This window comes from Limnohabitans sp. JirII-31 (assembly GCF_002778315.1).
Lineage (GTDB): Bacteria > Pseudomonadota > Gammaproteobacteria > Burkholderiales > Burkholderiaceae_C > Limnohabitans.
The window spans coordinates 204,589-218,494 of record NZ_NESA01000001.1 but is presented as its reverse complement, the minus strand read 5'-3'; the positions used below and the strand labels follow the sequence as shown (position 1 = coordinate 218,494).

Below are 13,906 nucleotides of genomic sequence, written 5' to 3'. Positions count from 1 at the left end.
GTGTGACGGCTGTGTTCACACCCATCGCCTCCGCCGACCGTCTGTCTGTGCAAGTCGCAGAACGGTTGGCTGCGGCGATTCAGCAAGGACACCTCAAACCCGGCGACAAGCTGCCCACCGAAGCCAAGTTGGTGGAACAGTTTCAAGTCAGCCGCACCGTGGTGCGCGAAGCCTTGTCACGGCTCAAATCGATTGGCCTCATCGAGTCGCTCCAAGGCAGCGGTATTTATGTCAACGCACACCCGGTGTTTCAACCCCTGAACTTCGATGCCAAGCACGCGGCCTCGCGTGAGGCCGTGATTCAAATCGTGGAGGTACGCCGAGCCTTGGAAGCCGAATGCGCTGCATTGGCTGCTGCCAAGAGAACCGACAAAGACGTGCGCGAGATTCAAAAAGCCCTCGACTCGCTCGACAAAGCGGTCGCCCGTGGCCACGACGGTGCCGAGGAGGACGTGAAGTTTCACCGCGCCATTGCCAAAGCAGCGGGCAACCCGTTTCTCATCAGCACGCTGGACTACCTGTCTCAGTTTTTGCGCGAAGGCACTCGCGTGACGCGCGCCAACGAAGCACGCCGCAGTGACTTTGCCAACGCCGTGCGCAACGAGCACCACGCCATCGTGCAAGCCATCCAAAACGGCGACAGCAAACAAGCGCAGCGTGCGGCCACGCTGCACATGAAAAATGCAGCCAAGCGCATTCAGCAAGCCGACCCCAGTTTTTGGACACAAGAAGGCGGCGTGCTCGCCCTGCCCTTGGTGAAAAAAGTCTCAGGGTAAACCCCTCTTTTGAGTCCTCCGGGTCGCTTGAAATTTGTATGACAATCACACGAATTTTTTAAAAATACACCATGCAAACCACAGCTCTCACAGTCGGTCTTGTTGGCCTAGGCGCCATGGGCAGTGGCATGGCCGCGTCCTTGCGTCGTGCCGGTCACCCCTTGTATGTGTTCGACGTGCGCCCTGATGTGGCCCAGGCCTTTGTGCGCGAAGGCGGCGTGGCCTGCGAATCGCTGGCCGAGTTGGGTGCCGCTTGCGATGTGGTGATCTCGGTGGTGGTCAATGCCGCACAAACCGAAGAAGTGCTGTTTGGCAAAGACGCCAACGGCATGGGGTGTGCGCACGCCATGAAGCCGGGCAGCGTGTTTGTGATGTGCTCCACCGTCGACCCCAATTGGTCGGTGGCCATGGAAGTGCGCTTGGAACAACTTGGCCTGATGTATGTCGACGCGCCCATCTCCGGCGGTGCGGCCAAAGCTGCCAGCGGCGAGATGACCATGATGACCGCCGCAAAACCTGAGGCCTATGCCAAATGCGAGGTCTTACTGCACGCCATGGCGGCCAAGGTCTACAAGCTCGGCGACAGCGCGGGCGCGGGCAGCAAAGTCAAAATCATCAACCAGTTGTTGGCCGGCGTGCACATAGCCGCCGCCGCCGAAGCCATGGCACTGGGCTTACGCGAGGGCGTAGCCCCCGACGCCTTGTACGAGGTGATCACCCACAGCGCGGGCAATAGCTGGATGTTTGAAAACCGCATGGCCCATGTGCTGGCGGGCGACTACACCCCCTTGTCTGCGGTGGACATCTTCGTCAAAGACTTAGGCCTGGTGCTCGACATGGCGCGCGCCAGCAAGTTCCCCTTGCCACTCTCGAGCACTGCGCACCAAATGTTCATGCAAGCCTCCACCGCCGGCTTTGCGCGCGAAGACGACAGCGCCGTGATCAAAATCTTTCCGGGCATCGAGTTGCCCCCCAAGTCATGAAAACCGTCGACACCTCCGTCTTGCGCGTGGCCTACGACGAGTGGAACCCGCAAGGCGAACACGCCATCGTCTTGCTACACGGTTGGCCCGACAGCACGCGCTGCTGGGCTGAGGTGGCGCCCGAGCTGGCCGCCGCAGGCTACCGCGTCATCGTGCCTGCGCTGCGCGGTTTTTCGCCCACCACATTTTTAAAACCCGACACACCGCGCACCGGCCAACTCGCCGCCTTGGGCCGTGACTTGGTGGAACTGGTGCAAGCCTTGGATTTGCAACAACCCGTGCTGGCCGGACACGATTGGGGGGCACGTGCTGCGGCCAATGCCTGCGGCCTAGAACCCGGCATCGCCAGCCATTTGGTGATGATGTCGGTGGGCTATGGCACCAACAGCCCAGACCAAACGATCAGCCTGGAGCAAGCCCGCAACTACTGGTACCACTGGTACATGGCCACCCCACGCGGCGCAGACAGCGTGCACCATGAGCGCCGTCGTTTCACCCAAATGATGTGGGACACCTGGGCCCCCGAGGGCTGGTACAAGGCAGCAGAGTTTGAAGCCACCGCCGATGCGTTTGACAACGCCGACTGGCCCGAGATCGTGCTGCACTCCTACCGCCACCGCTGGGGCCATGCCCCGGGCGACCCCGAGTACGCAGCCGACGACGCCGCCCTCAACCCCGCCCCGGTGCTGTCACTGCCCACCTTGGTGTTGCACGGCGGCGCCGACAGTTGCAACATCCCTGCGGGTTCGGCGGGCAAAGAACATTTCTTCAGCGGCCCCTACCAACGTCAGGTGATCGATGGTGTGGGTCACTTCCCGCAACGTGAAGCCCCTTATGCCGTGGCACGCGCCATTCTTGACTTTTTGCAAGCGCACGCGAAAACCACTAGCCATGCCATGTGAGTGCTTGGCGATAATTCCAACAATTTCTACAGGAGACCTTTGAATGACCACTCGACTCAAAACAACTGCCTTGAGCACCCTGCTCGTGGGCCTGCTGGCCGCCACCGGCGTCCAAGCACAAACCGTGCTGAAAATCGGTTACCCCACCACGCAAGCCTCGCACTATGGCGTGGGCAGCACCGTGTTTTGCGACGAGATTGAAAAAGGCACGCAAGGCCGCTACAAATGCCAACAGTTCCCCAGCAGTGCCTTGGGCGGTGAGCGCGAAATGATCGAAGCCGTGCAACTGGGCACGCTCGATTTTGTGAACACATCCACCGGCCCCGTTGGTAACTTTGTGCCCGAAGTCAAAATCGTGGACATTCCTTTCCTGTTTCGTGACTACGACCACGCCCGCCACACCTTGGACGGCCCCATCGGCCAAGAAATCCTCACCAAGTTCCCCGCCAAAGGCCTGATTGCCCTGTCGTGGACCGAGAACGGTTTCCGTCACATGACCAACAACAAGCGCGCCATCGTCAAGCCCGAAGATGCCTCGGGCCTGAAGATGCGCACCATGGAAAACAAGGTCCATATGGACGGCTACCGTGCCTTTGGCATTCAGCCCACCCCCATGGCCTTCCCTGAAGTGTTTGGCGCGCTGCAACAAGGCACCGTGGACGGTCAAGAAAACCCCATCCCCGTGATCTTGGCTTCCAAGTTCTCGCAAGTGCAAAAGCATTTGTCGCTCACCGGTCACGTGTACTCACCGGCCTTGTTGATCACCTCGCCGCGCGTGATGAACAAACTCAGCGATGCCGACAAAAAAGTGTTCTACGCAGCCGCCAAGAGCGCCACCATTGCCCAGCGTAAAAAGGTCAATGACGACGAAGCCAGCGGCATCGCCCAGCTGGAAAAAGAAGGCATGACCGTGGTGCGCAAAGTCGACGGCCCAGCCTTCCGCAACTCGCTGCGCACGGTGTACGCCGAATACTCGAAAGAGTTTGGCGCAGACAATATCCGCAAAATCCAAGACGTCAAATAAGTCCTCAGGCCTCACACGAGGTCCAAGGCTCAGGCGGGGGCGCGAAGTGCCTGGCACTTCACCTCCCGCTTTTTTGATGGTCCTTTCAATCGCACCCACCCACCGCTGCCATGAAAACTTTTGAACGTTATTTTTTAGCCACCAACCGATGGATGCTCATCGTCATGCTGGCGGTGATGTCGGTCATCATCTTTGCCAACGTGGTGCTGCGCTACACCACCAGCCAATCCATTGAGTGGGCCGAAGAAGTGGCTCGCCACATGATGATCTGGCTCACCTTCATTGGCTGCGGTCCGGTGCTGCGCTACGGCGGTCACATCGCGGTAGAAAACTTGCAAGACAGCTTGCCACGCCCCTTGGCCATCGCCTTGCGTGTGGTGATTGCCTTGTTGCTCACCGGCTTGTTTGTGTTTTGCATCTGGTTCGGCCTGGAATACATGGATCGCACCCAATACCAACAAACCCCCGCCACGCAAATTTCGTTTGCCTACATTTACGCGGCCTTGCCCATTGGCATGGCCATGACTTTGATCCACTGGCTGTTGATCGTGCGTGACTACGTGATCGATCGCCAGTTCGCCTCAGACGCCCACTTCGACGCTACCGCGAGTGCCTCCCTATGAATGCCAGTGTCATCCTCCTCATTTCGGCCTGTATCTACCTGGCCATCGGCGTGCCGGTGGCTTTTGCCCTGGGTCTGTCCACCGTCACCGCACTGCTGGTGTCGGGCAACTTTCCACTCATTGTGTTGCTGAAAGAAACCTTCACGGGCATCGACAGCTTCCCACTCATGGCGGTGCCGTTCTTCATCTTGGCGGCTGAGTTGATGAGCGGCGGCTCGCTCACCGAGGTGCTGCTCAAATTTGCGGGCCAGTTCGTTGGCCACAAACGCGGTGGCCTGGGCTACACCAACGTGGTCTCGCTCACTTTCTTCTCAGGCATTTCGGGCTCGGCATTGGCCGACGCCGCAGGCCCAGGCTCCATGCTGATTCGCATGATGGACAAGGCCGGTTATGGCCGTGCCTATGCAGCCGCACTCACCGCATCCACCGCCATCGTGGGTCCCATCATTCCCCCCTCGATCATCATGATCATCTACGCCTTGGCCGACGACAACGTCTCAGTCGGCGCCTTGTTTGTGGCGGGTTTGATTCCGGGTGTGTTGATTGCCGTGGCCATGTGTGCAGTGAACTGGTATGTCTCCAAGCAACGCAACTACAAAGGCGACAACGAATTTCCCACGCGCAGCGAAATGTGGCAAACCACATGGAAGGCCATGCCCGCCATCTTGCTGCCAGTCATCATCTTGGGCGGCATGCGTGCCGGTTGGTTCACCCCCACCGAGGCCTCGGTCGTGGCGGTGTTCTATGCACTCTTGTGCGGCAAGTACGTCTATCGCACGCTCGAATGGAAAGCTGTGCCCGACATCTTGTCGCGCTCGGCACTCTTGACCGCTTCGGTGCTGCTCATCATTGGCATGTCGGCCTCGTTTGCTTGGGTGCTCACCATTGAAGGTGTGCCGCAAATCGTGGCCGGTTGGATTGCCGATATGCACCTGAACGCTTGGACGTTCTTGATCGTCATCAACGTGTTCTTACTGCTGTTTGGCATCTTCATCGAACCCTTGCCGGGCGTGATGGTGCTGGTGCCCATCCTGGCTCCTGTGGCGGCCAAAGTGGGCATCGACCCGATCCACTTTGCCATGGTGGTGATCTACAACTTGACGTTGGGCATGATCACACCCCCAGTGGGCGGTTTGCTGTTTGTCACCTCCAACGTGTCACGCGTGCCTTTGTCTGACTTGACACGTGAACTCACCCCCTTCTTGTGGGCCCATGGTGCGGTGCTGGTGGTGCTGACTTTTGTGCCAGCGCTCAGCAACTGGCTGCCCCATGTGATGGGCTTCAAGTAAAGCGCGAGGCCCTATGACCCATCCCATCCGCCTAGGCTGCATTGCCGACGACTTCACGGGTGCCACCGACCTGGCCAACAACCTGGTGCGCGCTGGCATGCGCGTGGTGCAAACCATCGGTGTGCCCACCGAGCCATTGAACGCCGAGTTAGGCGCCGAGGTGGACGCGGTGGTGGTGGCGCTCAAATCACGCACCATCCCGGCTGCACAGGCCATTGCGCAATCGCTCGACGCCTTGCACTGGCTGCAAGCCCAGGGGGCCGAGCAGATTTATTTCAAATACTGCTCCACCTTTGACAGCACCGCCGAGGGCAATATTGGCCCCGTGACCGAGGCCTTGATGGCCGCACTGAACACCGACTTCACCATTGCCACACCGGCCTTCCCCGACAACGGGCGCACCGTGTTCAAAGGTTATTTGTTTGTGGGCGATGTGCTGCTCAACGAGTCGGGCATGCAACACCACCCGCTCACCCCCATGCACGACGCCAACCTGGTGCGCGTGCTGCAAGCGCAGTCACAAGGCAAAGTGGGCCTGATCGACCACCGCTGCGTGGCGCAAGGCGCGCAGGCGGTGCTTGCACGCATGGCCGAACTGCAAGCCCAAGGCGTGCGTCTGGCAGTGGTAGACGCCGTCAGCAACGACGACCTGCTGCGCTTGGGGCCAGCCTTGAAACACCTGCCCTTGGTCACCGCCGGTTCAGGGGTGGCCATTGGATTGCCCGCTAACTTTGGCTTGAGCGCCAACCCCAGCGCCAGCCAGTTGCCACCCGCCCGTGGTGCGCAGGCCATCGTCTCGGGCAGTTGCTCCACAGCCACGCGTGGCCAAGTGGCGCATTTCATCGCCAGCGGTCGTCCCGCGTTTGCTCTCGACCCCTTGGTGCTGGCACGCAGCCCCGAGGCAGCAGCCAAGGTGGTGGCGCAGGTCTGCGCCTGGGCCGCGCCCCACTTGGCCTCAGGCCCGGTGCTGGTGTATGCCACGGCAGAGCCTGAAGCCGTCAAAGCCGTGCAAGCGCAACTGGGTGTGGATGCGGCGGGTGCGCTGGTGGAACACACCCTGGCCGACATAACACGTGGCCTGCTCGCTCTGGGCGTTCGCCAATGGGTGGTGGCCGGTGGCGAAACCTCGGGCGCTTGCGTGCAAGCCCTGGACATCACGCAACTGCACATTGGCCCGCAAATCGACCCGGGCGTGCCCTGGTGCCACGCACACACGCCCGTCGGCCCCGTGCACCTCACGCTCAAGTCGGGCAACTTTGGCAGCCCCGACTTCTTCACCAAAGCGCTGGCGCAACTCCAGCACTGACACGCCCATGACCGAAACCCAAGCCCGAGAAGAGATCTGCCGCATCGGCCACAGCCTGTTTGCGCGTGGCTACGTGCATGCCACGGCGGGCAACATCAGCGTGCGCTTGGACGACGGTTTTTTGATCACGCCCACCGACGCTTGTTTGGGCTTTCTCGATCCCGCACGCTTGGCCAAGTTGGACGCGCAAGGTCATCAGCTCAGTGGCGACAAGGCCAGCAAAACCATCGCGCTGCACACCCGCATCTATGCCGCCGCGCATGCGTTTGACGCCCACACCGCCTGCGTCATCCATACCCACAGCACCCACTGCGTGGCGCTGACCTTGCGCGCCCCCCACATGGGCCTCACGCAAAGCACCTTTGCGGCCCCGCACGAACTACTGCCTGCCCTCACGCCCTACTTTGTGATGAAGGTAGGCCACGTGCCCGTGATCGACTACCACCGCCCTGGCGACGCACAAGCCGCCGAGGCCGTGGCGCGCACCATCACCCGCTATGGCGAACAAGGCACGCCTATTCGGGCTGTCATGCTGGCACGCTTAGGGCCCAACGTGTGGCACGACTCCCCTGCTGCGGCCATGGCCACGCTGGAAGAACTCGAAGAAACAGCCCGCCTGGCCTGCTTGGCCCCCACCGACACGCGCGCGCTCAGCGCCAGCCAGATTCAAGAGCTGCGCCAGACCTTTGGTGCGTGTTGGTAAGAGCTGCCCAGGCACAACGCCACACACACCCTGAACGCCTCCGTCTTTTTTTCTTGACGCTTCACACCTCCCAAAGACCATGCCTCAATTCGCCGCCAACCTCACCATGATGTACACCGAGTTGCCGTTTCTCGACCGCTTTGAAGCAGCGGCACAAGACGGCTTTACAGCGGTGGAGTATTTGTTTCCCTATGCGTTTGAAGCCCACGAACTGTCGGCTCGCTTGCAAGCCCACGGCTTGCAACAAGTGCTCTTCAATGCCCCTCCCGGCGGCACCGATGCCGCCAGCATTGACGCGGCTTGGGCGAGCAACACCCGTGGCATCGCCAGCATTCCTGGACGCGAAGCCGAGTTTCAAGCCGGTGTGCAATTGGCCCTGCGCTATGCCGAGGTGCTGCACTGCCCACGCATCCACCTGATGGCCGGCCTGCTGGGTGAGGGCCAAAGCCGCACCAGCAACTTGCCCACCTACCTCAGCAACCTGCGCTGGGCAGCGACCGAGGCGGCCAAGGCGGGCTTGGACGTGCTGATCGAGCCGATCAACACGCGCGACATTCCGGGTTTCTTTTTGAACCGCCAAGACCACGCACACGAAATCATCGAGACCGTGGGTGCCGCCAACCTCAAGGTGCAGATGGATCTGTACCACTGCCAAATCGTCGAAGGCGATGTGGCCATGAAGATTCGGCAATACCTGCCCACAGGCCGGGTCGGTCACTTTCAAATTGCGGGCGTGCCCGAGCGTCATGAGCCCGACCTCGGCGAGATGAACTACCCCTACCTGTTTGACGTGATCGACGAGGTCTCGCAAGCCTGCCACTGGCAAGGCTGGATCGGCTGCGAGTACCGCCCGCGTTTGGGCGGCCAAGCCGGTGGCACGTCTGCGGGCCTGGACTGGCTGCGCGCACGCCGCTAGCAGCCTGCGGCTAGCCCATCGCACAAACACACGGACGCTGAGCACACACTCAACCCCCGCCTAGCCTTTCACAGCCAGCCTTCTCATTGCCCCCACCATGTCACAGCACTTCATCAATAACCAATGGGTCGCAGGCAGCTCGGGTGAGTCGATTCCCGTGATCGACCCATCGACGGGTGACACCTTTGCCGCCATCGCACGCGGTAACGCCCACGACATCGACCAGGCCGTGGCTGCCGCACGCCAGGCCTGCCAAGGCGCTTGGGGTGCATTCACCGCCGCCGAACGTGGCCGGGTGCTGATGAAACTCGCCTACACCCTGCAAGACCATGCCGAAGAACTGGCGCAGCTCGAATCGCGCGACTGCGGCAAACCGCTCAAGCAAGCACGCGCCGATGCGGCAGCCATCGTGCGCTACTTCGAGTTCTATGCCGGGGCCGCTGACAAACTGCTGGGCCACACCATCCCCTACCAAAACGGCTACACCGTGCTGACCTTGCGCGAACCGCATGGCGTGACGGGTCACATCGTGCCGTGGAACTATCCGCTGCAAATTTTTGGCCGCAGTGTGGGCGGCGCGCTGGCCGCAGGCAATGCCTGCGTGGTCAAACCCGCTGAAGACGCTTGTCTGTCGTTGTTGCGTGTGGCCGAACTGGCCGCCGAAGCGGGCCTGCCCCCAGGCGCCCTCAACATCGTCACCGGCTACGGCCATGAAGCGGGCGATGTGCTGGTCAAGCACCCAGGCATCGACCACATCTCGTTCACCGGCTCACCCACCATCGGGCAACTGGTGGTGCGCAACGCCAGCGTCAACTACACGCCTGTCACGCTAGAGCTTGGAGGCAAGTCACCGCAGATCGTGTTTGCCGACGCCGACTTCGACGCCATGGTGCCGGTGGTGGTCAACGCCATCGTGCAAAACGCCGGACAAACCTGCTCGGCAGGCAGTCGCTTGCTGGTGCAACGCTCGGCGTATGAAGAGGTGCTGAGTCGTTTGAGCCAAGCCTTTGGCCAACTGCGCTGCGGCCCAGCCCAGATGGACCTCGATTGCGGCCCGCTGATTCGCCACAGCCAGCTCGAACGCGTGCAACACTTTTTGCAGCAGGTGCAGCAAGACGGTTTACCTATTGCGGGTCAAGGCCAAGTGGTATCGCAAGCACCCGCCACAGGGTTCTACCAAGCGCCCACGCTGGTGCGCGATGTGCCAGTGCAACACCGTCTGGCGCAAGAAGAAGTATTCGGCCCCGTGTTGGCCGCCCTGCCCTTTGACGACGAGGCCGATGCCGTGCGCATCGCCAACGCCACCGACTACGGCTTGGTGGCCAGTATCTGGACGCGCGACGGCGCACGCCAAATGCGCCTGGCCCGCCAGGTGCGCTCGGGCCAGGTGTTCATCAACAACTACGGTGCCGGTGGCGGCATCGAGCTGCCGTTTGGCGGCGTCAAAGCCAGTGGCTGGGGCCGAGAAAAAGGCTTCGAGGCCTTGTACGGCTTCACCGTGCTCAAGACCATTTCCATCCAGCACGGTTGACACACAGCCCCACCCCAAGGCCAAGCGCCCCTCAGATGCCGTGGCTCAGAAGCCAAACAAACGTTTGGGGTTGTCCCACATCACTTGCTGCAAGTCCTCTGGACTGAACTTGCGCGCCACGAGCTTGAGCAAGGTGCCGTAGTCCAAGCGGTAGGGCGCTTTCAAATAAGGCCAGTCCGAGGCCCAAATGCAGCGCGACATGCCAAACGCCTGCACCAGTTGCGCCACATGGGCATCCACATCGTCAAACGGAAACAGCTGTTGCGAGAACTTGGCGTAGCCTGAAATCTTCACCACCGCTTGGCCGCTGCGCCCCAGCGCCAACAACGCTTGCACACCCGGTGCTTGCAGCCCATCGCCTAAGCGCGGACGACCACAGTGGTCCATCAGCACCGGCACTTGGGTGCGCTCGATCATGGGCATGAGCTCAACCAACTGGTCAGCCTCCACCTGAAACTGCGCCCACAAGCCCAATGACGCCATGCGTTGCAACAAGGGCTCAATGGCTTGGTAGTAAGCCAAGCCATGCAGCGACACGTTGAACGCCACACCCACAATGCCCTGCGCTTGCAGTTCTTGCAGTCGCTCGCTGGATGTGTCGTCGGCCAACACCGCAATGCCTTTGAAGCGCCCTGCCCCTTGTGCAATCGCGTCCAACAAACAGCGGTTGTCAAACCCGTAGCCCGAGTTGGGCCCCACCAGCAGCGCGTGTTGCACGCCGTAGGCATCCATCACGTGGGCGAAGTAGTCAGCAGTGCCAATCTCTTGCCCCTGGGGGTGGTAGGCCACGTCGCTCGCATACGCAAAGCGCTGCGGGTCCAGCACGTGGCAATGGCTGTCTATTTTGGGCAGATCAAAAATCGACACGCCCGCGCCTTAGAACGTGGCCGCAATGGCTTGGTGCAAAGCAGGCGTGATCTCGGGCATGACGCCGAACCAGGCATGGAACGCAGGGCGCGCTTGGTTGAGCAACATGCCCAGGCCGTTCACCGTGGTGTGGCCCCGCGCACGTGCCGCAGCCAACAGCGGTGTTTCCAGCGGAATGTAAATGGCGTCCGACACCAAGGCGGTGGCAGGCAGCGCGTCGAGGCGCACATCCAGCCCAGGCTGGCCGTGCATGCCTTGGTTGGTGGTGTTGACCAGCAAGGCCACGCCGTCCATGGCGTCATTGCGCTCGCTCCAGTCGTACACCTTGACACGCTCGCCCAACAAGGCAGCCAGGTCATCGGCCTTGCTGCGCGTGCGGTTGACCAAGCGCACCTCTGGGGCACCTTCGTCCAACAAACTCAAGACCACGGCACGCGCCGCACCACCCGCGCCCAACACCAGCGCAGGACCCGCATCGCCTCGCCAATCGGGTTGGGCATCGCGCAAGCTTTGGATGTAGCCAAAGCCATCGTTGTTGAAGCCGTGCAAGCTGCCATCGGCTTGCACGACGATGGTGTTGATGGCACCCATGCGCTGGGCCACCGGATGCACCACGTCCATCATGGCCATGGCGTTGACCTTGTGCGGGATGGTGATGTTGCAACCGGCAAAGCCCAAAGCGGGCAGGCCACGGATGGCGTCGCTCAATTTGTCGGGTTGTACCGGCAGCAAGGCATAGGTACCGCGCAAACCATATTGAGCAATCCAATGGTTGTGGATCACGGGTGAGCGCGAATGGGCCACGGGCCAGCCCATGACACCCGCCAAAACGAATTTCTGATCAGACACAGATCACCTTATTTTTTGTTGACAGGGGGAAGGATATCGCTCACCACTTGCTTGCCACCGACCACACGGGTCATGTAGCTCTCGCGGTCGAGGTCGCCGTTGGCGTCAAAGCTCACATCCAACAAGATACCGGGATGGTCTTTGGCCGACAGGCTGATGCCGTGCATGGCAGCGGCAAAGGCTTTGGGGTCGAACTTGCCAATCTTTTCGGTCACCGCTTTCACGATGTACATGCCGCTGTAGCCCTTCAAGCCATTGTGGTCCGAGCGGCTTTTGAATTCGCGCTGAAAGGCTTCATCAAACTTGCGCACCGTGGCTTGGGGTGCATCGGCGGTCAAGCCCACGTGGGCCACGGCACCGTTGGCACTGTCACCGGCCAGCTCAATCACCTTTTGACTGGTCAGCACGGTCTCACCAATCACCGGCTTGTTGTAGCCCTGCTTGCGCAACTCACGCAACAAACGCGCGGCTTCCTCTTCGTTGGTGTAGACAAACACCGCGTCGCTGTTGCTCTGACGCGCTTTGAGCACGGGGCTGCTGAAGTCCAACTGACCAGGTTCGGTAGAAATGTCAGAGGCCACCTTGATGCCGCGTGACTCCAAAGCTTTGACGATCAAATCGCGCCCGCCCTTGCCAAAGTCATTGTTGGTGTAGATCACGTCCACGTTCTTAGCTTTGACCTTGTCACGGATGTAGTTGGCAATCTTGGGCATGGCCGAGGCTTGCGTGAACGAGGTGCGGAAGATGTAGGGGTTGCCTTGCTGGGTGATGGCCGCAGCCTCACCGCCGGTGAAGTTCGGAATCTCAGCGCGGCGCGTCTCGGCCATGCTGACCAAGATGGAGCCTGAGAACACCGGGCCCATCACCACATACGCACCGTCATCGGCGGCTTTTTGGGCCAAGCCTTTGGAGACGCCGGGGTTGGACTGGGTGTCAAACGCCTGGTAATCGATCTTGCGGCCCAAGATGCCCCCTGCCGCATTGATTTCTTTGACCGCCAGCTTGATGCCGTTGTCAAAGTTGGTGCCCGAGGTGGTGCCCGTACCCGTCAACTCCACCAAGCCAACCACCTTGACAGTGGATTGCGCCATGGCCAAGCTGGCTGTGAAGCAGGCCAGCAGCGTGGCCGTTTTGAACATTCGAACCATGGTTGTCTCCTGGGTTGTGATGCGTTTTGAACGTGAGGGAATTTAACAGGTTTGAGGGTGCTGAAAATCTGCTGTTAGACGGCCTATTACGGGTAAAGCCTAGAAGTTGGCACGCTAATCGCTTGTTAAATCTCACGTTCATGCGAACCATGGCGCTCATCACCAAACATCACCCATCAGGAGAAAATTCGTGAAAATTTGCAAACGTTTGTTGCTGTCACTCACCGCTTCACTGTGCTTAGGCAGCATGTTGGGCAGCGCCCACGCGCAATCGGCGCTGGACACCATTCAAAAAACCAAGCAGATCAAGATTGCCATCCCCACCGACTTTCCGCCTTATGGCTTTGTCGGCATCGACCTCAAGCCTCAGGGCCTGGACATCGACATGGCCAACTACATCGCCGCCAAGATGGGCGTAGGCGTTGAGTTGCTGCCGGTGAGCAGCGCCAACCGCATTGCGTATTTGCAAACCAAGAAGGCCGATTTGGTGATCTCCACCTTGGGCAAAAACCCCGAGCGTGAAAAAGTGATCGACTTCACCGCGGCTTACTCGCCCTTCTTTCAAGCCATCTTTGCGCCCAAGTCACTCGCCATCAAAAGCATGAACGACCTGGCGGGCAAAAGCGTGGCCGTCACACGTGGTGCCATCGAAGACCAAGAGCTCACCAAGGTTGCTCCGGCCAGCGCCGACATCAAACGCTTTGAAGACAACAACGCCACCGTGTCGGCCTTTGTCTCGGGTCAAACCCAACTGGTCGCCACCGGCGCATCGGTGGCGGGCAACATGATGCAGCGCAACCCACAGTTGGGTGCCGAGTACAAGTTGTTGCTCAAAGACAGCCCCAACTTCATTGGCGTGGCCAAGGGCGAAGACGCGCTGCGCCTGAAGGTCAACGCCATCATTGCCGACGCCAAGAAGTCAGGAGACATTGAAAAGATGGCGCAAAAGTGGCTTGGCCGCTCAGCAGGCCAGTTGCCCGACTGAAGGC

At 60.5% G+C, this 13,906-nt stretch carries 14 protein-coding genes; 11 read left to right on the top strand and 3 right to left on the bottom strand.

The window, feature by feature from the left end; genetic code table 11:
* The first annotated feature begins 2 nt into the window (after nt 1–2).
* From B9Z41_RS01070 to B9Z41_RS01025, 10 genes are all read left to right on the top strand, one after another.
* Nucleotides 3–776 carry a FadR/GntR family transcriptional regulator gene (locus B9Z41_RS01070; protein ID WP_100145053.1) on the top strand — a complete coding sequence of 258 codons (774 nt, stop codon included), beginning with the start codon at nt 3–5 and terminating at the stop codon, nt 774–776.
* A gap of 71 nt (nt 777–847) precedes the next feature.
* Nucleotides 848–1,759, top strand: a complete 912-nt coding sequence (gene ltnD / locus B9Z41_RS01065) for an L-threonate dehydrogenase (protein WP_100144131.1) — start codon at nt 848–850, stop codon at nt 1,757–1,759.
* Nucleotides 1,756–2,661, top strand: coding sequence for an alpha/beta fold hydrolase (locus B9Z41_RS01060; RefSeq protein WP_100144129.1), 906 nt, complete (start codon nt 1,756–1,758; stop codon nt 2,659–2,661). Before ltnD ends, B9Z41_RS01060 begins: the two co-directional genes overlap by 4 nt.
* Before the next feature lie 43 nt (nt 2,662–2,704).
* Nucleotides 2,705–3,685, top strand: coding sequence for a TRAP transporter substrate-binding protein (locus B9Z41_RS01055; RefSeq protein WP_100144127.1), 981 nt, complete (start codon nt 2,705–2,707; stop codon nt 3,683–3,685).
* 110 nt (nt 3,686–3,795) lie between these two features.
* Entirely contained in the window at nt 3,796–4,308 is a 513-nt protein-coding gene (locus B9Z41_RS01050; RefSeq protein ID WP_100144125.1) for a TRAP transporter small permease, read from the top strand.
* The gene (locus tag B9Z41_RS01045) at nt 4,305–5,597 is read left to right on the top strand and encodes a TRAP transporter large permease (RefSeq protein WP_100144123.1); all 1,293 of its coding nucleotides are present in this window, start codon (nt 4,305–4,307) and stop codon (nt 5,595–5,597) included. The genes B9Z41_RS01050 and B9Z41_RS01045 overlap by 4 nt, the downstream gene beginning before the upstream one ends.
* Before the next feature lie 13 nt (nt 5,598–5,610).
* Entirely contained in the window at nt 5,611–6,903 is a 1,293-nt protein-coding gene (gene otnK, locus B9Z41_RS01040) for a 3-oxo-tetronate kinase (protein WP_100144121.1), read from the top strand.
* Nucleotides 6,904–6,910: 7 nt separating this feature from the next.
* The gene (locus tag B9Z41_RS01035; protein WP_100144119.1) at nt 6,911–7,606 is read left to right on the top strand and encodes an aldolase; all 696 of its coding nucleotides are present in this window, start codon (nt 6,911–6,913) and stop codon (nt 7,604–7,606) included.
* Between the two features lie 79 nt (nt 7,607–7,685).
* On the top strand, nt 7,686–8,522 hold the full coding sequence (gene otnI, locus B9Z41_RS01030; RefSeq protein WP_100144117.1) for a 2-oxo-tetronate isomerase: 837 nt from the start codon (nt 7,686–7,688) through the stop codon (nt 8,520–8,522).
* Nucleotides 8,523–8,619: 97 nt separating this feature from the next.
* A complete protein-coding gene (locus B9Z41_RS01025) occupies nt 8,620–10,053 on the top strand; it encodes an aldehyde dehydrogenase family protein (protein ID WP_100144115.1) in 1,434 nt (477 codons plus the stop codon).
* A gap of 45 nt (nt 10,054–10,098) precedes the next feature.
* Here the strand turns inward: B9Z41_RS01025 and B9Z41_RS01020 are convergent, their stop codons facing one another.
* From B9Z41_RS01020 to B9Z41_RS01010, 3 genes are read right to left on the bottom strand one after another with little or no spacing between them, the layout of a single operon-like run.
* Nucleotides 10,099–10,920: an amidohydrolase gene (locus tag B9Z41_RS01020; protein ID WP_100144113.1), complete on the bottom strand. Its 822-nt coding sequence runs from the start codon at nt 10,918–10,920 to the stop codon at nt 10,099–10,101.
* A gap of 9 nt (nt 10,921–10,929) precedes the next feature.
* Complete coding sequence (locus B9Z41_RS01015; protein ID WP_100144111.1) at nt 10,930–11,769, bottom strand: shikimate dehydrogenase; 840 nt, start codon at nt 11,767–11,769, stop codon at nt 10,930–10,932.
* Between the two features lie 8 nt (nt 11,770–11,777).
* Complete coding sequence (locus tag B9Z41_RS01010; protein WP_100144109.1) at nt 11,778–12,917, bottom strand: ABC transporter substrate-binding protein; 1,140 nt, start codon at nt 12,915–12,917, stop codon at nt 11,778–11,780.
* Nucleotides 12,918–13,164: 247 nt separating this feature from the next.
* Here B9Z41_RS01010 and B9Z41_RS01005 point away from each other — a divergent pair, with 247 nt between their 5' ends.
* The gene (locus tag B9Z41_RS01005; protein WP_100144107.1) at nt 13,165–13,902 is read left to right on the top strand and encodes a transporter substrate-binding domain-containing protein; all 738 of its coding nucleotides are present in this window, start codon (nt 13,165–13,167) and stop codon (nt 13,900–13,902) included.
* Nucleotides 13,903–13,906 lie beyond the last annotated feature (4 nt).